Genomic DNA, 19,925 nt, shown 5'->3' with positions numbered 1-19,925 from the left:
GCCCCGGGCTTCGGCCCGGGGCGCCCCCCTTCGGTTCGGGTTCGCTACTTCTTGGCGGTGGTGAACTTCTCGTACGCGGCGACGACGTCCTTCGCCGGACCGTCCATCCGCAGCGTTCCTGCCTCCAGCCAGATCGCCCGGTCGCAGGTCTCGGTGATCGACTTGTTGCTGTGGCTGACCAGGAAGACCGTGCCCGCTTCCTTGCGCAGCTCGATGATGCGCTCCTTGCTGCGCCGCTGGAACTTGGCGTCGCCCGTGGACAGCGCCTCGTCGATCAGCAGGACGTCGTGGCTCTTGGCGGCGGCGATGGAGAAGCGTAGCCGGGCGCCCATGCCCGAGGAGTACGTCCGCATCGGGAGGGTGATGAAATCGCCCTTCTCGTTGATGCCGGAGAAGTTGACGATCTGCTCGTAGCGCTCGCGGATCTCCTCGCGGGTCATGCCCATCGCGAGCCCGCCGAGGATGACGTTCCGCTCGCCGGTCAGATCGCTCATCAGGGCCGCGTTGACCCCGAGCAGCGAAGGCTGGCCCTGGGTGTGGACCCGGCCCTTCGACGGCGGCAGCAGACCCGCGATCGCCTTCAGCAGCGTCGACTTCCCGGAGCCGTTGGAGCCGATCAGGCCGATCGCCTCGCCCTTGTACGCGGCGAAGCTGACGCCCTTCACGGCGTGCACCTCGCGCACTCCGGGGGCCTGCCGTCGGGAGGCGATCCGGCTGAGGGCCGAGGTGGCGCTGCCTCTTCCGGTACGGGCGCCATTGACCTTGTACGTGATGTGGACGTCGTCGACGACGACGGTGGGGACACGCTCGTCGGTGCCATTCATGTTCTCAGCCACGTCCGTACAGCTCCTCGGCCTTCCAGAAGTACACGAAGCCGCCCACCCCGCACACGAGCGCCCAGCCCGCGGCGACGGCCCACACATGCGGGGGCAGCTGGGACCCGCTGAAACTGTCGATCAGGGCGAACCGCATCAGGTCGATGAAGACGGCGGCCGGATTGCACTCCAGCGCCACCTTCACGAAGTGCGGGACCCGGTCTCCCTTGAGCAGCGCGTCGATGCTCCACATGACGCCGGAGGCGTACATCCAGGTGCGCAGGACGAACGGCATCAGCTGGGCGATGTCCGGGGTCCGGGCGGCCAGCCGTGCCACCACCATCGAGACGCCGGTGTTGAACACGGCCTGCAGGAAGAGTGCCGGAACGGCCAGCAGCCAGGACGGCCGCGGGAACTGCCCGAACCCGATGAGGATCAGCACCAGCGCGCCCAGCGAGAACAGCAGCTGCTGGAGCTGTTGCAGGGCCAGGGCGATCGGCAGTGAGGCGCGCGGGAAGTGCAGCGCCCGTACGAGGCCGAGGTTGCCGCTGATCGCGCGGGTGCCCGCAGTGATCGAGCTGCTTGTGAAGGTCCAGATGAAGACGCCCGTGACGAGGAACGGTACGAAGTCCTCGACGTTGCGCTTCGTGTTCATCAGGACGCCGAAGATGAAGTAGTAGACCGTCGCATTGAGCAGCGGGGTCATGATCTGCCAGATCTGGCCGAGCTTCGCCTGGCTGTACTGCGCCGTGAGCTTGGCGGTGGCGAATGCCGTGATGAAGTGCCTGCGCCCCCACAGCTGCCGGATGTAGGCGCCCAGGGTCGGCCGGGCGCCGCTCACGGTCAGCCCGTGCCGGGCCGCGAGCGCGGCGAGCTCGCCCGGTTCGTACACCGGGAGGAGCGCGGTGGCGGGGTCCGCATGGGTCACCGCCGGGGCCGGTGCGGCCGGCGGGGTCGCTGAGGCTGTTGTCTGGCTCACCACGATCGCTTTCGACGGGAGGGCAGGAACAATCGCGATCGCCGGAACGGAACCGTATCGTCGCTACGTCGAGGGTAGGGCGCATGGACGTCGCAACGCAACCGTTTCGTCGTTACGGACTATCATTCTGGCCATGACCACCGACCCGGGAACCCGCCGTCGCGTCCCCGCCGGAGCCGCTGTGCTGCGCGAGGACGTCACCGATGCCATTCGCAGCGCCGTCTTCGAGGAACTGGCGGCGGTCGGCTTCGCCCGGATGTCGATCGAGGGCATCGCCCGGCGCGCGGGCGTCGGCAAGACCGCCGTCTACCGCCGCTGGAAGTCCAAGCTGGCGCTGGTTCTCGACCTGGTCTCCGCTGTCGCCGTTCAGGGCATGCCCGCTCCGGCCACCGGTTCGCTGTACGGGGACGTCCGCGCCGTCCTGCAACTGGCCGCCTACGCCCTGCGGCACCCCGTCGCCTCGCAGATCATCCCGGACCTGCTGGTCGAGGCGGCACGCAACCCGGAGATCTCCGACACGATCAAGGCGGCCCTGCTGGACCCGCAGCAGGGCATCGCCGCCGTGGTCGTCCGGGACGCCGTCGCCCGCGGCGAGCTGCCCGAGGACAGTGACCCGGACCGCGCACTGGACCTGATCGTCGGACCGCTCTACTGGCGGCTCGCGGTCGTGCGCGGCGAGCTGCCCAAGGGGTACCTCGACGATCTCGCCGCCTCGGCGGTCGCCGCCCTCAAGAAGAACTGACCGCCCCTTCCGCCGCCTGTGGTGCCAGCAGCCGGTCCACGACCCTGGCCGCCGCCCCGCCGTCGTCCAGGTCGCAGAAGTCCCTGCGGAAGCTCTCGTAGGCCTCCGCATGCCGCTGCGCCGACGCGGCCAGGGTGCCGGGGTTGCGCAGCGCCCGGGCGATCTCGTCCGTGCCGACGAGCAGCGGGCCGGGCGCGCGGGTCTCGAAGTCGAGGCAGAAGCCCCGCACGGTGTCGCGGTAGTGCTCCAGGTCGTACGTGTGGAAGAGCATCGGCCGGCCGGTGTGCGCGAAGTCGAACATCAGCCCCGCGTAGTCGGTGACCAGGACATCGGCGATCAGCAGCAACTCGGCGGTGTCCGGGTGCGCGGACACATCGCGAACGTGGGGGCCGTCGGGCACGGAGCCGGTCACCCGCGGATGCCTGCGCACCAGCAGGGTGTGGGTGTCGCCGAGCGCCTCCGACAGGGCGGAGGAGTCGAGCGCCGGATCCCAGTGACAGCGGTGGGATCCCGTGACGGTGGCCGCGTGGGCCAGGTGGTCCCGGTAGGTCGGGGCGTACAGCACCACCTGGCGCCCGGCCGGGATGCCGAGCCTTCGCCGTACCCGCTCGGCGGTCTTCTCCCGGTCGGCGGCGAAGAGCAGATCGTTGGCGGGCGAGCCGGCCTCCAGGACCTCGCCGGCGTAGGCGAGCGCACGGCGCAGATGGGGGGTGGCCCAGCTGCTGGGGGAGACCAGGACGGACCACTGGGCGGCGCGGTGCGGCAGGGACGCCAGGTGGTGGTGGTCGGCGTAGAGGGAGTCGGTGAGGTCCGTGCCGAAGCGGCCCAGCGGGGCGCCGTGCCAGGTCTGCACGACCGTCTGCCCGGGGCGCCGCTCGAACCATTCGGGGAGCTGGTCGGCGGTGACGATCCGGCGTGCCCGTGCCAGGGCCTCGTACCAGGCGGTGCTGTGCTCGACGACCGGCACGGCGGTGGGCGGATGGTGCCCCTGTCGTCCGTCCGTCACCCAGAGATGCTCGAACTCCACACCCCGGCGCACGAGTTCGTGGTGGACGGCGCGCGGGGAGTCGCCGCCGGTGTACAGAACGGTGTCGCGCAGCGGCAGGGCGCGCTGCGCCGGGTAGTACGTGCCGCGCAGGGCGGCCTGGCGGTACGCGCCCCGTTCGGCGGGTGCGAGGACCGGGCCTGCGTGCACGGTCAGCCGGTCGCCGTGACGACGGTCGAGTGTGAACTCCCTGGCAGGGCCGGTGGGTTCGCCCTTACTGCGGAGCGGCAGCCGAGCGGTGAGCGCGGTCAGTACCCGGACGGGCAGCCCGCCCAGATGCGAATCCCAGCGCCCCTCGTGCAGACCCGCCGCGACCGACGGGGCGAGGAACGCGGTGAAACGGCCTGCGCCGCGCCGGCCCCCGCGCGTCTCTCCGTACGCCACCGGGACGGTCACCGTCTCGCACAGCACGTCATGCCGCAGCACGAGCGGGGGTACGCCCTCCGCCGAACCTGCCGTGCCCTCCAGGCGCAGCGCCCCGTCCGCCGTCCACTCGGCCCGGTCCACGACCGGCTGCCCGGTCAGGTCCAGGACCAGTTCGCCCCCCGCGTCGGCGAGTGCCGGAAGCGGCAGGTCCGGTGCGGCGGGGAGCGGCACGCGGGAGCCGTCCGCAAGGATCAGCCGTGCCCGCCACCGGCCGCCGGGCTCCGCCTCGACCTCACGCGGCGCCCGGTGCGGCGGGCCGGGTGCGTCCGCCATGCGGGCGAGGTCGGCGAGCGGGATCCGTACCGTGAAGCGTTCGTCGGCCCGGCACTCGAACGGGTAGCGGTACTCGCGCTCCAGCGACCCGTCGCACGTCAGCACCAGCGACTTCGGCCGCGCGCCCCCGTACAGCCGGCCCGTCAACTCCAGCTCGTCCCCGGTGCGATGGGCCTCGCACCGGGCGGACAGCTGTGCCACGGTCAGCTGCAGCCGCCCGCCCCGGTAGTCGAGCACCGCCCGCCGCCCGTCGCCCAGGTCGTGGACCAGCGGCTGGACCGCACCCGCCTCCACGGCCCGCACCGCGACGCGCCGCACCACACCGTGCCCGGCGACCACCACTCCGACCAGCCAGCTGCCCGGCCGCAGCCGCCTCGGGTCGAGGACCAGCTCGAAGCCGGACCCGTCATAACTGTGCAACTCCTGGCCGGAGTCGATGGTCGCCGCAGGGGCGGGAACGGTCCGCACCGGCACGGTCCGAAGCCGTGTGCCCCGGGCCGCGCGCACCATCCCCATCTTCAGCGAGTGGCGCGGGGCCGGGGCCGACAGATTGCGGATGTACGCGTATCCGCGCAGCCGGAGCTTCCCGTCGCCGCCCCACTCGGCCCCGAGCAGCCGCGCCACCGCAGGGAGATCGGTCCTGGCCGGGCGGGCGCTCTCCGGCACACCGGGGAAAGCTGCCCGCCGCCGTCCGGGCACACCGGTGACCGCGAACGTCCCCGCGCCATTGGCCCGTTCGAAGCCGAGTACCGACAGCAGCTCGGCCGTCCTGCGCTCCCGTACCAGCTGCCACTTGATCCGCAGCTCCACGGGCAGCTCGTCGAGGACCGCAGGCCCCGCACGGTCGAGGAACGCGCCCGCACCGGCCATGAACGCGTCCCGGTATTCGGGCCCGCCCATCGGCAGCCCCTCCAGGAAGTACACGAAGTCGTCGCGCAGGCAGGACACGTCGTAGCGGTGGCGAGCGCCCCTGTTCGCCTCCCGTCCGCCGAGAAACGCGCTGACCTGCTCGCAGGCCGCGATCCGGTCCCGTACGCCCTTCACATCCGTACGCCGCCGGGTGATCGAACCCTCCCGCACCCGCCAGTAGTAGACGTGCTCGTGCAGCACATCGACGGAACCGGCGAGGAAGTGTGCGGGGATCATCACCGGGGTGTCCTCGTAGAGCTTCCCCTCCGGAAAAGCGAAGGCGTGCCGGTCCCAGAACGAACGCCGGAACACCTTGTTCCAGGCGACCCGGTCGGCGAGCAGCCGGGGATCCCGGCTGATGTGGGTGCGCGCGCGGGTCCCGGTCAGCCAGCGGTACTGCCAGGCCTGCTGCCGGCCCTGCTCGGTCAGCCGCCAGACGTTGCCGGTCGCCAGGTCCGATCCGGTCGACTCCAGTGATGCCAGCATCCGCTCGTACGCGTCGTGGACGACGATGTCGTCGCTGTCGGCGAACGCCAGATACGGGACGCCGGGGGTGGTGTGCCGTACCCCCGCGTTACGGGCCGCGCTCAGCCCCGCATTGGGCTGGCGGACATAGCGGAATCGGTGGTCGTCGGCGGCGAAGGCCTCGGCGATCGCCGTGCTGCCGTCCGTCGAGCCGTCGTCGACGAGCACCACCTCGATGGCGTCGACGGACTGCTCGGCCACCGACCGCAGGCATGGCTCCAGATACTCCTCGACGTTGTGGACGGGTACGACGACACTGAGACGAGGCTTCATGCCCGGGTCAACCCGGGCGGGCGCCCCGGGTCACCGGCACTGACCCGAACGGGTGAACGCACGATTCGGTACGCGGTCCGTGCGCGGTTACGCTCGGCTGCCATGCTCCGTCTCAGCGTCGTCGTGCCCGTCCATCGCGTTCAGGGATATCTCAGGGAGACCCTGGAGTCCGTGCTCGACCGGTCGGACGCCGGGACCGAACTGATCGTCGTCGACGACGGGTCGACGGACGGCAGCGCCGAGATCGCCGCCGAGTTCGCCGAACGCGACCACAGGACAAGGGTGTTGAGCCTTCCCGGGCATCGCGGTGCGGGACCGGCCCGCAACGCAGGGGCCGCCGAGGCGCGCGGCACGTACCTGCTCTTCCTCGACGGGGACGACCTGCTGCGACCGGGCGCACCGGAAGCGATCGCCGACCGGCTCGCCCGGAGCGAGCCCGACGTGCTGCTCCTCGGGCACGACCGCATCGACTGGTGGGGCGAGACCGCCCCCGCCGACGACCTCCCGTCCGTCCGCAACCGCCTCTTCCGCCGGGAGTTCTGGACCGCGCACGGTCTCCACTTCACCGACGGCCCCTACGAGGACGTCCTCCCCGTCCAACGTGCCGAACTCCTCGCGGCCGACGCGGGCACCCTCGCCGAGCTCGACCGGGTCTGTGTCCGCCACCGCATCCGCCGCACCGGCACCTTCGCCACCACCCCCGGCCGCCACCACTTCGCGGTCATCGACGCGTACGAGCGGCTGCGCACCGAGACGGGCCACGACCCGCGCGTCGAGGAGGTGCGCACCCGCCATCTGCGTGCCGTGCTCGCCGATCCCGGCCGGATCGCTCCGCCCGACCGCCCCGCCTTCCACCGCGCCGCCGGCCTCCCCGGCAGCTACACCGCCCACCGTGCCCAGCAGGCCGTTCGCGACCGGCGCGCCCGGACCGCCGCCACCCTGCGCCGCCGGAAGAAGACGCTGCGCGCCTGCGTCATGCGCGCCGCCTACCGCGCCGACCTGCACCGGCCGCTCGACCCCCACCTCGCGGTCTACGGCGCGTACTGGAACCGGGGCGTCGCCTGCAACCCTGCCGCGATCCACGCCAAGGCGCGCGAACTCGCCCCGCACATCAGGGGCGTCTGGGTCGTCTCGTCCCGCCACCGCGACCGGATGGAGCCCGGGACCCCGTATGTCATCGAGGGCTCCCGCGCCTACTGGCGGGCCATGGCCACCGCCACGTATCTGATCAACAACTCCAGCTTCCCCGGCGGCTTCACCAAGCGCCCCGGCCAGGTCTACCTCCAGACCCACCACGGCACGCCGCTCAAGACCATGGGGCTCGACCAGCGCGCCTACCCGGCCCTCACCAACGGCATCAGCTTCGAGAAGATCGTCGCCCACGCCGACCAGTGGGACTTCTCCCTCTCCGCCAACCCGCACACCACCGAGATCTGGGCCCGGGTCTACCCGTCCTCGTACGAGCCCCTGAACCTCGGCTACCCGCGCAACGACATCTTCTTCACCGCCACCGCCGCGCAGCGGGCCGAAATCCGGGACCGGCTCTCCCTCTCCCCCGGACAGACCGTGCTGTTGTACGCGCCGACCCATCGCGACTACCGCAAGGGCTTCGTCCCCCGCCTCGACCTGGAACGCCTCGCCCGCGAACTCGGTCCGGATCATGTGGTGCTGGTGCGCGCCCACTACTTCTACGGCCGCTCCGCGCAGCTGCACGGCGCCCGTGTGATCGACGTGACCGGCCACCCGTCCGTCGAGGAACTCTGCCTCGCCTCCGACGTGTTGATCACCGACTACTCGTCCCTGATGTTCGACTACGCCTGCCTGGACCGCCCGATCATCAGCTACGCCCCGGACTGGGCCGCCTACCGGGCCTCGCGCGGTACCTACTTCGACCTGCTGTCCGGCCGCCCCGGCGACACCCCGGGCGCCGTCGCCACCACCGAGGACGAACTGATCGAGGTGTTCCGGTCGGGGGAGTGGCGGTCGGCGCGGACCACCGCGCTCCGGGCCGCGTTCCGGGAGCGGTTCTGTCCGTACGACGACGGGCGCGCCGCCGAGCGCGTCGTGCGACAGCTGTTCCTGGACGGCGCCTAATGTCACACCTTCGAGGCCGTAACCGGTGACCCCCGGGCGTTCACGGGGTTGAGCCATACGGACAACCAGGCCCCCGATGAACGGACGTGCTCAACATGCCGCCACGGCTCAGTGTCGTCGTCCCCGTCCACAACGTCGAGCTCTATCTGACGGACTGCCTGAAGTCCCTCGCGGAGCAGACCATGGGCGATCTGGAGGTGGTGATGGTCGACGACGGGTCCACCGACGACAGTGCCGCCCTGGCCACCGCATTCGCCGCACAGGACAGCCGCTTCCGGCTGGTCAGCCAGAAGAACGGCGGACTCGGGCACGCCCGCAACACCGGTGTCCGCAACTGCGACCCGGGCAGCAGCTACCTCGCCTTCGTCGACAGCGACGACATCCTCCCGCCCCGCGCGTACGAACTCCTCGTCGGCGCACTCGACGAGACCGGCTCCGACCTCGCGTCCGGCAATGTGCTCCGGCTGCGCGCCTCCGGCAGGCTCCAGCAGTCGCCCAACTTCCGCAAACCCATGGCGAGCACCCGGCTGCGCACCCACATTTCGCGCGACTGGGACCTGGCCGCCGACCGGATCGCCTGCAACAAGGTCTTCCGCCGGTCCTTCTGGAACGAGCACGCCTTCGCCTTCCCGGTCGGCGCCCTCTACGAGGACATTCCCGTCGTCCTTCCCGCCCACTTCCTGGCCCGCACCGTCGACGTCGTCAAGGACCCCGTCTACCACTGGCGTGACCGGGCGGGCTCGATCACCACCCGCCGCGCCGTCGTCCGCGGCATCCAGGACCGGGCCTCGCACGTACTGGGCGTCTCCACCTTCCTCGACGAGCACCGCAGCGCCGCCGAGAAGCGCCGCTACGAGGCGCATGTCCTCGCCAACGACCTCTGGTACTTCATGGAGGCGCTGCCCGACGGCGACGACGAGTACCGCCGCGCCTTCCTCACGTACGCCAACGAGTTCACCGACCAGGTCGACCCCACCGTCCTCGACGGGCTGCCGCTGCGCCTGCGCCTGATGTGGCACCTCGTACGTGAACGGCGCATCGACGAACTGCTGGCGCTGCTCGCCCACGACAAGGCCGAACCGGGCGCGTTCGCCGTACGGGGCGTGCGGCGCCGCAGCGCCTCGTACCCGGGACTGACCCGGCCCGTGCCACGGTCGGTGCTGCGCGTCGGCGACCGGGACCTGCCGCTCACCGCCCGGCTGCGCGAGGCGCACTGGCAGGGCGGGAAACTGCATCTCAAGGGGTACGCCTACATCCGCAACCTGCCCGCCGCCTCGCGGCGCAGCGAGTTCCGGGCGGGCTGGCTGCGGGCCGGCCGACGGCATCTGGTGCCGCTTCGGCTGCGCACCGTCGACGAGCCGGAGGCCACCGCACGCTCCCGACAGGGCCTGCACAACTACGACCGGTCCGGCTTCGAGACGGTCGTCGATCCGGCCAGGCTTCGGATCGGTCCCGGCGGCCCTGCCGAACGGCTCACCTGGCGTCTCGAGATCGGCATCGCCGGCCACGGGATGCTGCGCCGCTCCGACGTCTCCACGGACGAGGGGGCGGCGCCGCCGCCCGTGCACCGGCCGGACGGCGACCACCGGATCGTGCCCGCCTTCGAGAGCGGCAAGCTGGTGCTGCACGCCGAGCGGATCGACGCCCGGTTCGAAACGCACCGGGAGGGAGGCGCGGGCGACGGGACACGCACCGTGGTGATCGACGGCATGATCCGCGAACGCCTCGGCACGGGCCCGTTGCGGATCGGACTCACCCACCGGCCCTCCGGCACCTCCTTCGACTGCCCGGCGGCGGTCCACGAGGGCGCCGTGCCGTCGGCGGCGGGCTGGCGGCGCTTCACCGCCGAGATCCCGCTCGGCGCGTTGACCGACGCCCGGCCGCCGACGGGCGCGGGCACCGTCCCGTACAGCCTCCACCTCGTCGGACCGGACGGCCGCCGGACACCGATCGATGTGCCGGGACCCGTCCTGCCGGGCCGCTACGCGGTCGCGCGCGGTGCGGACGGCGCCAGGCGGGAGCTCGCTCTCACCGCCAGCTCCCGCGGCAATCTGCTGATCAGCGACCGGACCGTACAGCCCGCCTGCGAACTGGCGAGCTGGACCGAGGATGGCCTGCTGCTCCTGGAGGGCACCTTCCCCGACGAGCCGGACCGGCCCGTCGAGCTGGTCGCCCGACACAGCGGACACCGGGAGGAGGCCGTGTTCCCGGTGGCCCTCTCCGGGCCCGCCGAGGCCCGCCGGTTCCGGGCCGAGCTGCGGCCGGACGCCGTCGAGGCACCCGGCGGGGCGCTGCCGCTGGGCGAGGGCCACTGGTATTTCTTCCTCCGCGAGAAGGGCGCCACCGACGACACGCTCGACCTGCCGCTGCGCATCCCGGCCGCCGCCCACCGCACCCTCCCCGCCACGCGAACCCTTGCGGGGCGTCGGTACGTCATCGAGCGGCGCTACCACGACCAGCTGCTCATCGACTGCGCGTCGGTGCTCAGCGTCGCCGAACGCGGCGTCCGCGGCAAGCGGCTGCTGCGCGAGGCGTACGGAAGGCGGCGGACGACGGCACCGCTGCGCGACGCCGTGCTCTACAGCAGCTTCGACGGCCGTCAGTACTCCGACTCACCTCGGGCGATCTACGAGGAACTGACTGCCCGCACCACCGAGTTCGAGCACCTGTGGGTCGTCCGTGATCAGCAGGCCCGCATCCCGGCGGGCGCCACCGCCGTCGTTCACGGCTCCGCCGACTGGCACGAGGCACTGGCCCGCAGCCGCCACATCGTCACCAACACCCAGCTGCCCGAGTGGTTCGAACGGCGTGACGGCCAGACCGTCGTGCAGACCTGGCACGGCACCCCCCTCAAGCGCATCGGTCTCGACCTCGCGGGCACCGTCCAGGCCAATGCCGCCTACATCGCCGGCATTGAACAGCGCGCACGTCAGTGGAGCGTCCTCGTCTCCCCGAACAGCTTCTCCACCCCCGTCCTGCGGCGCTCCTTCGGCTACCGGGGGGAGATGCTGGAGTGCGGCTACCCCCGCAACGACCTCTTCCACGCCTCGGACCGCACCAAGGTGGCCGCCTCGGTGCGGGAGCGGCTGGGGATCCCCTCCGACAGGCGGGTCGTGCTGTACGCGCCCACCTGGCGCGAGGACCGGCCGCAGGGCGGCGGTAGGTATGCCCTGGACCTTCAGCTCGACCTGGCGGCCGCCGAACGAGAACTCGGCGCCGACAGTGTGCTGTTGGTGCGCCGCCACTATCTGGTCACCGACCGGCTTCCGGACACCGGAAGCGGATTCGTGCGGGACGTCTCGCGTTACGGGGACGTCGGTGAGCTGATGCTGATCAGCGACGCGCTGGTCACCGACTATTCCTCGCTGATGTTCGACTTCGCGCAGACCGGACGCCCGATGCTGTTCCACACGTACGACCTGGCCCACTACCGCGACACCCTGCGCGGCTTCTGTTTCGACTTCGAGAACCGCGCCCCGGGTCCGCTGATCCCCGACTCCGCCGGACTCGTCGAGGCGCTGCGTGATCCGGTCCGGGCCACCGAGGGACACGCGCAGGCGTACGAGGCATTTCGGCGGGATTTCTGCGATCTCGACGACGGGCATGCGGCGCAGCGGGTGGTCGACCGGATGCTGTAGGAGGCGCAGTGGTGTTCCCCGGTCCCGGCCCCCGTAAGCCGTGGGGGCCGGAACCGGGCCCGGGGTGAAGCGGCGATGAACGCGAACGGCCTCGCGGGAATGCAGGCTGCCTGAACCGTTCGAGTGATTCGCGCCATCCGGTGCGGGTGCTGTTGAGCAGGGAATCGATTCCACTCCCGCTTAAGTATGTTGAACGGTGCGCTGCATAGCGGCCTCTGGTTGCTACGTTCTGTTTTCATGGGTATCCGAATGTGGTGCGCCACCTGGAACGTGCGACGCGCAAGAGCCGTCGTGCTCGTCACCGCGGCCGTGGGGCTGCTTGTCAGAATGCTGATCGCAGCAAACACGCCGGGCCCCGCCGACGTGCGTATTTTCCAAGGTTTCGCAAAGGCCATCACCGTTTACGGCCCCGTTCGCATTTATGAGCAGCCGCTCCCCGGCCTGCCCGTCTACAACCATCCTCCGTTGGCCGGATGGATGCTCCTCGGGCTGAATGAACTCTCCGAAATCGGAATGTCGTTCGGGACGCTGATCCGATCACCTGCCTCGATCGCCGACTTCTTCTGCGCGCTCGTCGTGTTCGAAATCGTCCGGCGGCGCGGCTCTCTCCGTACCGCGGTCGCCTGCGGAGCGGGCGTGGCCCTCAGCCCCGTGCTGATCGCCACTTCCGGGTACCACGGCAACACCGACGCGGTCGCCGTCACCTTCGCCCTCGCCGCCGCGTATCTGCTGGCCGACCGGAAGGCGCCGCTGGCCGCGGGGGTGGCCGCCGCGCTCTGCATCAGCGTCAAGTTCATCCCCGTCGTGGTGGTCCCCGCGCTGTTCGTCGTCGCGCTGCGCGGCGGGCGACCGGTGTTCGTCCGCTTCACCGCGGGGTTCGCCGCCCTGATCGCCCTCGTCTGGGGGCCGGTCCTGGTGACCGTGCCGGAGAACCTGAAGGAGAACGTCTTCGAGTACGCGGGCGGAAACTACCGCCTCTGGGGGCTCGTCCGGTTCGCCGATGTGTTCGGTCTGCCGGAGCCGTTCATCGCCTTCATCCGTGGCGAGGGCCACTTCCTCTTCGTGCTGATCTGTGTGGCCGTCGGAGTCTGGCTGGCCTGGGTGCGGCCCGCGCAGCTGCCCGGGGTCGTCGCCGTGACGATGGGCCTGCTGCTTCTCCTCTCCACCGCCTCCGCCCTCCAGTACCTGACCTGGGCGGCAGCCGCGATGTTCGTCATCGGGTTCTGGGAGGGACTCGCGTACAGCTGCCTGCTCGGCTGGACGGCCGTCCTCGGCTACCAGGGACGCTCCGCCGTGCGCTGGAGCGAAACGGTGCTGCAGCTCGGCGCCGCCGGGTGGTTCGTCCTCGCGATCGGACTGGTCGCCGGCGTCCGCAAGATCCTCGCCGCCCCGTCGGACGCGCCCTCGCCGACCTCCGCCGAACGGGCGTCGGTCACGGTGCCCCGTGCCTCACAGCCGTCCGGTTCCGCCGTCAAATGACCACATCCGAGCACAACTGGAGAACCTCCCGTGAAGGAAAGCACCAGCCCCAGGATCGGCATCCTGGTGGTCGCGTACAACGCCGAGACGACGCTGGAGAACACCCTCGACCGCATTCCGGAGGATTTCCGGTCCCGGATCTCGGAGGTCCTCATTCTCGACGACGCGAGCCATGACGCGACCTTCACCGCAGGCTGCCGCTGGTCCCAGATGGAGGGGATGCCCAGGACCGTCGTGATGCGGCACACCAAGAACCTCGGATACGGCGGGAACCAGAAGGCCGGATACGCGCTGGCCGCCGAACACGGACTCGACATCATCGTGCTGCTGCACGCCGACGGACAGTACGCCCCCGAATTGCTTCCCGACATGGTAGGTCCCATTGAACGCGGCGAATGCGAAGCCGTGTTCGGATCGCGGATGATGAAGTCCGGCAGCGCCCTCAAGGGCGGCATGCCGATGTACAAATGGCTCGGCAACCGCATTCTCACCCGGCTGGAGAACGGGCTCCTCGGCTCGCAGCTCACCGAATTCCACTCCGGCTACCGTGCCTACAGCGTCGCGGCACTCAAGAAACTGCCGATCGGCCGGAACACCGACGCGTTCGACTTCGACACGCAGATCATCGTCCAGTTGCTCAACGAAGGAATGCGGATCAAGGAGATCCCCGTACCGACGTACTACGGCGACGAGATCTGCTACGTCAACGGCATGAAGTACGCGAAGGACGTCGTGAAGGACGTCCTCGAATACCGCCTCGCCGTCAAGGGATTCGGCACCTGCGCCTGGATCCCCAAGCCCGTCGAGTACGCCTTCAAGGAGGGCGACGGCTCCTCCCACGCCGTCATCCTGGAGAAGATGCGGGCGCTCCCGCCCGGCCGCGTGCTCGATCTCGGCTGTTCCGGCGGGCTGTTCGCCCAGCGCCTCGAAGCCCTCGGCCACGAAGTGACCGGCGTCGACTACATCGAGGTGCCAGGGGTCCGCGACAAGTGCACGCACTTCCATCTCGCCAACCTGGAGGAGGGGCTGCCCGCCGAGATCGGCGTCGACTTCGACTACGCGGTCGCCGGCGATGTCATCGAGCACCTCTCCCGCCCCGAACGCGTCCTCGCCGAGGTGGCGACCGTGCTGCGGCCGGGCGGCCGGGTGCTTCTGTCCGTACCGAACTTCAGTCACTGGTACTCACGGCTGCGGGTCGCGCTCGGGATCTTCGACTACGACCGGCGCGGCATTCTCGACGAAACGCATCTGCGCTTCTTCACCCGGGCCAGCCTTCGCCGCACCGTCCGGAACGCGGGCTACGACGTCCTCGACATCGCCTCCACCGGGGCACCGTTCTGGTCCCTGCTCGGCGGCCGCGGCCCCCTTCCCGCGATCCTCAGCGGGCTCTCGAAGCTGCTGACCCGGATCCGGCCGACGCTGTTCGGCTATCAGCACGTCGCACTGCTCACCCCGCATGCGGCCGAGACGATCATCGCTGGAGAGCACGTCGATGTTCAGGACATCCTCAACCGACAGTACGTCCCTGCCGACCGGGTCGGGGTCTGAGACCGCGGCTCCCGCCGCCTCCGTGCCCGCCCCCTCACGCGCTCCCGGGCCGCCGCCCGCCCCCGCAGTCAGGAGCAAGACCTTGACCCTGCCCAGCCTGACGCTGCTCCTGTTCGCCGTGTTCGCGTCGGCGGGCGGCCAGATCATGCTCAAACACGGTATGAAGGGCGCAGCGGCGGCGGCCGGGCGCGACGGCGGATCGCTCGCGATCCGTGCCGCGACCAGCCCGTGGGTCGTCCTCGGACTGGTCGTCTTCGCGGTCTCCGCGCTCGCCTGGATGGCGACGCTGGCCAAGGTGCCGCTCAGCATCGCGTACCCGTTCAACGCGCTCGGCTACCTGCTGATCGTGATGGCCGGATCGACGGTGCTGCACGAGCGGACCTCGATCTGGACCTGGGGCGGCTCGGTGCTTGTCGTCATCGGCCTCGTCACGGTCATGGCGGGCCAGCAACGCTGAGGCGCATTTCCGGGGCCGGGTGCGCGCCATCGACCTCCCCCATGGCCTCAAGGGCATGGGAGGGACCCCCTCGCCGGGCGGGACGATCAAGCCCGTCCGGTGATCGATGGCAGACGCCCGCCGGGCGCCGCCGGTTCTCCCAGCAGCACCGCCCGCACCACCCGTTCCGCCGCGTGCCCGTCGTCGTACGGACAGAACCGCGCCCGGAACGCCGCCCGCAGCGCACCGTTCTCCGCGCTGTCCCAGCTGCCGTCGAGGAGGATCCGGGCGAGCTCCTCCGTACTGGTGGAGACCGCCCCGGGAGTGTCGCCCGGCGCCCCGGACAGCAGATCGAAGCAGACCCCCCGGACCGTGCGGTACGTCTCCCAGTCCGGGGCGTGCACCACGATCGGACGGTCCAGTGCCGCGTAGTCGAACATCACCGACGAGTAGTCCGTCACCAACGCGTCGGCCGCCAGGCACAGCTCCTCGATCCGCGGATGGTCGCAGACATCGAGGAGCGTCGGACGGTCCGGCAGCCCCGCACCGTCGTAGAAGTAGTGCGCGCGGACCATGATCACGGTGCCCGGGCCGAGCGCATCGGCGAGCCGTTCCAGATGGATCCGGCTGGTGAACGACGCCTCGTAGTCGCGGTGCGTCGGCGCGTACAGCACGGCGCGCTGCCCGGGCCGGATACCGAGCCCGGCCCGGATCCTCGCGATCTGTGCGCCCGTGGCCGTCGTCAGGACGTCGTTGCGCGGGTAGCCGGTTTCCAGCGAGCGCGCGGCGCTCGGGTAGGCGCGGGCCCACACCTCCGTGGAGTGCGGATTGGCGGAGACGCTCCAGTCCCACCGGTCGACCCGCTGGAGCAGCCGGTCGAAGTTCAGGCCCTGCGCCGCCGCCGGATACTCCATCTGATCCAGGCCCATGATCTTCAGCGGGGTGCCGTGGTGGGTCATGACATGGATCTGGCCGGGGCGTTTGACCAGGTGGTCGGGGAAGTTGACGTTGTTGAAGAAGTACGTGGCGCGGGCCAGCAGCGCCCAGTAGCGGCGGGTCCCCGGCACCACGTGGTCGATGCCGGGCGGTACCGCGTCCACCTGGTTCTTCGACACCACCCACACCCCGCGCACTCCGGGAGCCAGCTCCTGGGCCTTGCGGAAGATCGCTTCCGGATTGCAGCTGACGCCGCGGTTCCAGTACGCGGCGTAGACGGCGAGCCCGCGGTCGAGCGGGCGCCTGCGCTGCCACCAGTAGTAGCGCGCGGACAGCCTGCCCTTGGCCTGTGCGCGGAGTGCTGCGGGTGCGGAGCGCGCACCCCGGCGCAGGGCGAGCACGGTGTCGAGGGCGCCGAGCGCCACGTACCGGCCGGCGCCGATCAGCCGCGGGCGCAGTCCCTTGGCGCCGCCGGGGAACCGGTGCTCCTCGGGTCGGTGCGTACGGTGGAACGCGGCCACGGACCGTACGTACCGTCGCCTGCGTCGCCGCCTCACCGACGGATATCCGCCGAGGAGTTCCTGGGCGGCCCGGTCGAAGAGCAGGGTACGCAGCGGGTGAAGCACCGGCCGGTCCCCGAGAAACGTCATCAGCCCGGCGTACGCCTCCACGAGCTGGAGCGGCGTCGTGCCGTCCGTCGGCTCCGACTCGTCGGCGAGGTCCGGCAGATAGCGCTGCCGGCGGTGTTCGACACAGGCGAGCGGCAGAACGGCGACCGATGCGGCGGTGGCCAGCGTCTGGAGCGCGTACATCCGCTCTCCGTGCTGTCCCGGTCCGAAGGCCAGCTTCTCCGACTCGTGGAGGGTGCGGCGCACGGCTCGGTTCCAGGAGACCGGGGCGATGTCGAGGAGCCCGGAGTGCTCGGCGAGGGTGAGCCGGCCGGTGGGCAGTCCGCGCAGCAACTCCAGCGACCGGGTCGGCTGGGGGCGGCCGCGGAACGGCCGCTTGTGGTGGCCGAACAGCAGCAGGTCCGGGTCGCCCGTGGCATCGAGCCGGTCGGCGACGGCCTGCAATGCGCCCGGCAACAGGACGAAGTTCCCCTCCAGGAAGAGGAAATAGTCGCCGACCGCCCGCTCCGCCCCGGCGTTGCGCCGACCGGCGGCGCCCGCACTCTCGTCCGCCGGGAGGTGGACGGTCTGCACCCGGTCGTCCCGGGCGGCGAACTCGTCGAGCAGCAGTCCCGAGCCGTCCGGCGCCCCGTCGTCGACACCGATCACCTCGATGTCCGTGAACGACTGCGAGAGCACCGACTCCAGGCACTCGCGCAGATGTCCGCGGGCGCGACGGACGGGGATGATGACACTCAGCCGGGGCATACACGCTCTTTCTCGGTCACTGGCACAGCGGGGCAAAGCTGGGAGGAGGGACGACGATCAGGTCCCCTTGACGGACTGCGCCCCGGCGAGGCCGCGCTCGGCGGGCGCCGCCTGCCGGCCCGCCGGAACGGTCCCGGAACCCGTCGCAGCGGGGGCGGCCGGCGAACCCGGTTCCGTGGCGGGCGCCGGTACGACGACGGGCACCGGCCGCTGCTCCGCCGACGGGACCGCGGTCACCTGCACGTCCGTGTCGCCCAGGAAGACCCGGCGCACCACCCGCTCGGCCGCGTGCCCGTCGTCGTACGGACAGAACCGCGCCCGGAACGCCGCTCGCAGCTGCGCGGAGCGGGAGCCGCGCCAGTGGCCGGTGGCGAAGATATCGAGCAGCTCGTCCTCGCTGTGCGCGATCGCGCCCGGCGGGCAGGAGCGCAGGTCGAAATAGGTGCCGCGGGCCGCCTCGTACGCCTCCCGGTCACTGCTGTGGATGACGATGGGCCGGTCCAGATTGGCGTAGTCGAACATCAGTGACGAGTAGTCCGTGACCAGTGCGTCGGAGGCGAGTGCGACCGCCTCGACCGACGGATGGCCGCTGACGTCGATGATCCGCGGGTGCGGCTCGCGGACCAGCGGGGCCTCGTACGAGTAGTGCGCGCGGGTCAGGATCACGAAGTCCGGACCGAGCTCCCGGACAACCCGCTCCAGGTCGAGGCCGAGGTGCTGGGTGCGCCGGTAGTCGCGGTGGGTGGGGGCGTACAGCAGGGCGGTGGCGCCCTCGGGGACGCCGATCGACTCGCGCAGCCGCGCCACATCGGCGGCGGTGGCCCGCCGGAAGAGGTCGTTGCGCGGATAGCCGTACTCGAGCGTTGTGCAGTCGGCGGATCCCGACGGATACGCCTTCTCCCATACGAGGGTGGAGTAGCGGTTCGCGGAGAGGGAGAAGTCCCACTTGTCGACGTTGGCGAGCAGCCGCTCGAAGTCCATGGAGCGGGCCGCCGCGGGACGGTCCTGAAGATCCAGGCCCATCGTCTTCAGCGGGGTGCCGTGATGGGTCTGGAGCAGCACCTGGCCGGGCCGCTTCACCAGCCGCCGGTCGAAGTTGACGTTGTTCACCAGGTACTTGGAGCGCGCGAGAGCCTGCCAGTAGCGGTACGTCCCCGGGGCGAGCGGACGGGTCGCGGTGGGGACGGTGTGCGCGTCCTCGGGGCGGCAGATCCAGGACGTGTGCAGCCCGGGCACCAGTTCGCGGACCTTCGCCTCGATCGCCGCCGGGTTGCAGGCGTAGCCGCGATGCCAGTACGCGGCGAACACCGCCCGGTCCGCGCGGACCGGCAGCCGCAGCTGGATGCGGTAATAGGCCTGGAGCGAGACGGCCCGCGCCACCCGGTGCACGGCCCCGGTGAGCCGGCGCAGCCGCCCGCGCAGCAGCTTCGCGGACCACAGGGCGCGGTATGTGCGGTGGGCGCCGACCCGGATCAGTCCGTGGCGCAGCCGGGCGCGCCGCGGGGCGGGGGCACCGGGGGTGCGGTAGCGGGCGCAGTGGGCGCGGGCGCGGCGGAAGAACTCGGTGCGGCTGCCGTGCGGCAGCCTGCAGCGGGTGGTGAACAGCGTAGAGAAATGGTCGAGCATCCTGCGGAAGATCACCGGTCGCCACGCGGCGAGTGCGGGGCGGGCGTCGATGAACGCGAAGACCCGGTCGTACTGGTCGAAGATGTCGAAGTGCTTGCGGCTGGTGGTGGAGAGGATGTTGCCCTGACGCCGCTGCCGGTAGCCGACGCACACCTGGTCGAGGACCGCGATCGAACCGGCGGCCATCAGCACCGGGTAGGTCCAGGGGGTGTCCTCGTAGTAGCCGGGCGGGAAGGTGAACCCCTCGGCCTCGGCGAACGCGCGGCGGTACGCCTTGTTCCAGACGACCATCAGGACCTTCAGCAGTCCGGGCCGGTCGGCGAGCGTGAACGTGGCAGGGCCGGTCTCGGCGAGATGCTCGGCGAACGTGTTGCGTACGCTTTCGCCGGTCCAGTACGTCCGGGCGTAGTCGTAGACCAGGACGTCCGGTTCGCCGGTCTCTCCGATCCGGTCGGCGATGGCCCGCAGGGCGCCGGGGGCGAGGGTGTCGTCGCCGTCCAGGAAGATCAGATAATCGCCGGTGGCCTCCGCGATCCCGGCGTTGCGGGCGAGGCCGAGACCCACGTTCTCCGGCAGGTGCAGGGGCCGTACCCGGCTGTCGCGTGCGGCGAACCCGTCGATGATCGCGCCGCAGGAATCGGGGGAGCAGTCGTCGACCGCAATGATCTCGAAGTCCTCGAAGGACTGGGTCAGCACCGAGTCCAGGCTCTCGTCCAGATACGCCTGAACCTGGTACGCGGGCACGATGACACTGAACCGGGGCACAACACATCCATGGGTCGTTCGCTGGCGCGGGCGGGTGGTC

At 70.8% G+C, this 19,925-nt stretch carries 11 protein-coding genes; 6 read left to right on the top strand and 5 right to left on the bottom strand.

The window, feature by feature from the left end:
* Positions 1 to 44: 44 nt before the first annotated feature.
* Complete coding sequence (locus tag ACFU6I_RS19960) at positions 45 to 824, bottom strand: ABC transporter ATP-binding protein (protein WP_266990700.1); 780 nt, start codon at positions 822 to 824, stop codon at positions 45 to 47.
* Positions 825 to 828: 4 nt separating this feature from the next.
* Positions 829 to 1,743 carry an ABC transporter permease gene (locus ACFU6I_RS19955; RefSeq protein ID WP_384368270.1) on the bottom strand — a complete coding sequence of 305 codons (915 nt, stop codon included), beginning with the start codon at positions 1,741 to 1,743 and terminating at the stop codon, positions 829 to 831.
* 184 nt (positions 1,744 to 1,927) lie between these two features.
* Here ACFU6I_RS19955 and ACFU6I_RS19950 point away from each other — a divergent pair, with 184 nt between their 5' ends.
* Complete coding sequence (locus tag ACFU6I_RS19950; RefSeq protein ID WP_327246053.1) at positions 1,928 to 2,536, top strand: TetR/AcrR family transcriptional regulator; 609 nt, start codon at positions 1,928 to 1,930, stop codon at positions 2,534 to 2,536.
* Here the strand turns inward: ACFU6I_RS19950 and ACFU6I_RS19945 are convergent.
* Positions 2,523 to 5,987 carry a CDP-glycerol glycerophosphotransferase family protein gene (locus ACFU6I_RS19945; protein WP_384368258.1) on the bottom strand — a complete coding sequence of 1,155 codons (3,465 nt, stop codon included), beginning with the start codon at positions 5,985 to 5,987 and terminating at the stop codon, positions 2,523 to 2,525. The two genes, ACFU6I_RS19950 and ACFU6I_RS19945, sit on opposite strands and share 14 nt — an antisense overlap.
* Before the next feature lie 102 nt (positions 5,988 to 6,089).
* On the opposite strand from ACFU6I_RS19945, the gene ACFU6I_RS19940 reads away from it, so the two are divergent.
* From ACFU6I_RS19940 to ACFU6I_RS19920, 5 genes are all read left to right on the top strand, one after another.
* Positions 6,090 to 8,081 (top strand): CDP-glycerol glycerophosphotransferase family protein, encoded by a 1,992-nt coding sequence (locus ACFU6I_RS19940; protein ID WP_384368255.1) that lies wholly within the window; start codon positions 6,090 to 6,092, stop codon positions 8,079 to 8,081.
* Positions 8,082 to 8,176: 95 nt separating this feature from the next.
* A complete protein-coding gene (locus ACFU6I_RS19935; protein ID WP_384368267.1) occupies positions 8,177 to 11,719 on the top strand; it encodes a CDP-glycerol glycerophosphotransferase family protein in 3,543 nt (1,180 codons plus the stop codon).
* A gap of 237 nt (positions 11,720 to 11,956) precedes the next feature.
* Positions 11,957 to 13,198 carry a hypothetical protein gene (locus ACFU6I_RS19930; RefSeq protein ID WP_384368252.1) on the top strand — a complete coding sequence of 414 codons (1,242 nt, stop codon included), beginning with the start codon at positions 11,957 to 11,959 and terminating at the stop codon, positions 13,196 to 13,198.
* Positions 13,199 to 13,228: 30 nt separating this feature from the next.
* On the top strand, positions 13,229 to 14,746 hold the full coding sequence (locus tag ACFU6I_RS19925; protein ID WP_384368249.1) for a methyltransferase domain-containing protein: 1,518 nt from the start codon (positions 13,229 to 13,231) through the stop codon (positions 14,744 to 14,746).
* Positions 14,747 to 14,828: 82 nt separating this feature from the next.
* Complete coding sequence (locus tag ACFU6I_RS19920; RefSeq protein WP_384368246.1) at positions 14,829 to 15,203, top strand: hypothetical protein; 375 nt, start codon at positions 14,829 to 14,831, stop codon at positions 15,201 to 15,203.
* A gap of 86 nt (positions 15,204 to 15,289) precedes the next feature.
* Here the strand turns inward: ACFU6I_RS19920 and ACFU6I_RS19915 are convergent, their stop codons facing one another.
* Both ACFU6I_RS19915 and ACFU6I_RS19910 read right to left on the bottom strand, forming a co-directional pair.
* Positions 15,290 to 17,494, bottom strand: coding sequence for a CDP-glycerol glycerophosphotransferase family protein (locus ACFU6I_RS19915; protein WP_384368243.1), 2,205 nt, complete (start codon positions 17,492 to 17,494; stop codon positions 15,290 to 15,292).
* 57 nt (positions 17,495 to 17,551) lie between these two features.
* Positions 17,552 to 19,885 carry a CDP-glycerol glycerophosphotransferase family protein gene (locus ACFU6I_RS19910; RefSeq protein ID WP_384368240.1) on the bottom strand — a complete coding sequence of 778 codons (2,334 nt, stop codon included), beginning with the start codon at positions 19,883 to 19,885 and terminating at the stop codon, positions 17,552 to 17,554.
* Positions 19,886 to 19,925: the final 40 nt, after the last annotated feature.

The organism is Streptomyces sp. NPDC057486, from assembly GCF_042802415.1.
GTDB lineage: Bacteria > Actinomycetota > Actinomycetes > Streptomycetales > Streptomycetaceae > Streptomyces > Streptomyces yanii.
The sequence above is the reverse complement of the archived record's forward strand: the minus strand, read 5'-3'. Positions and strand labels throughout refer to the sequence as shown.

What these genes read in the sequence shown, in the direction of transcription:
- ACFU6I_RS19960 (WP_266990700.1), bottom strand. Translation starts at nt 824, where the DNA reads ATGAATGGCACCGACGAGCGTGTCCCCACCGTCGTCGTCGACGACGTC.
- ACFU6I_RS19950 (WP_327246053.1), top strand. Translation starts at nt 1,928, where the DNA reads ATGACCACCGACCCGGGAACCCGCCGTCGCGTCCCCGCCGGAGCCGCT.
- ACFU6I_RS19945 (WP_384368258.1), bottom strand. Translation starts at nt 5,987, where the DNA reads ATGAAGCCTCGTCTCAGTGTCGTCGTACCCGTCCACAACGTCGAGGAG.
- ACFU6I_RS19940 (WP_384368255.1), top strand. Translation starts at nt 6,090, where the DNA reads ATGCTCCGTCTCAGCGTCGTCGTGCCCGTCCATCGCGTTCAGGGATAT.
- ACFU6I_RS19935 (WP_384368267.1), top strand. Translation starts at nt 8,177, where the DNA reads ATGCCGCCACGGCTCAGTGTCGTCGTCCCCGTCCACAACGTCGAGCTC.
- ACFU6I_RS19930 (WP_384368252.1), top strand. Translation starts at nt 11,957, where the DNA reads ATGGGTATCCGAATGTGGTGCGCCACCTGGAACGTGCGACGCGCAAGA.
- ACFU6I_RS19915 (WP_384368243.1), bottom strand. Translation starts at nt 17,494, where the DNA reads ATGCCCCGGCTGAGTGTCATCATCCCCGTCCGTCGCGCCCGCGGACAT.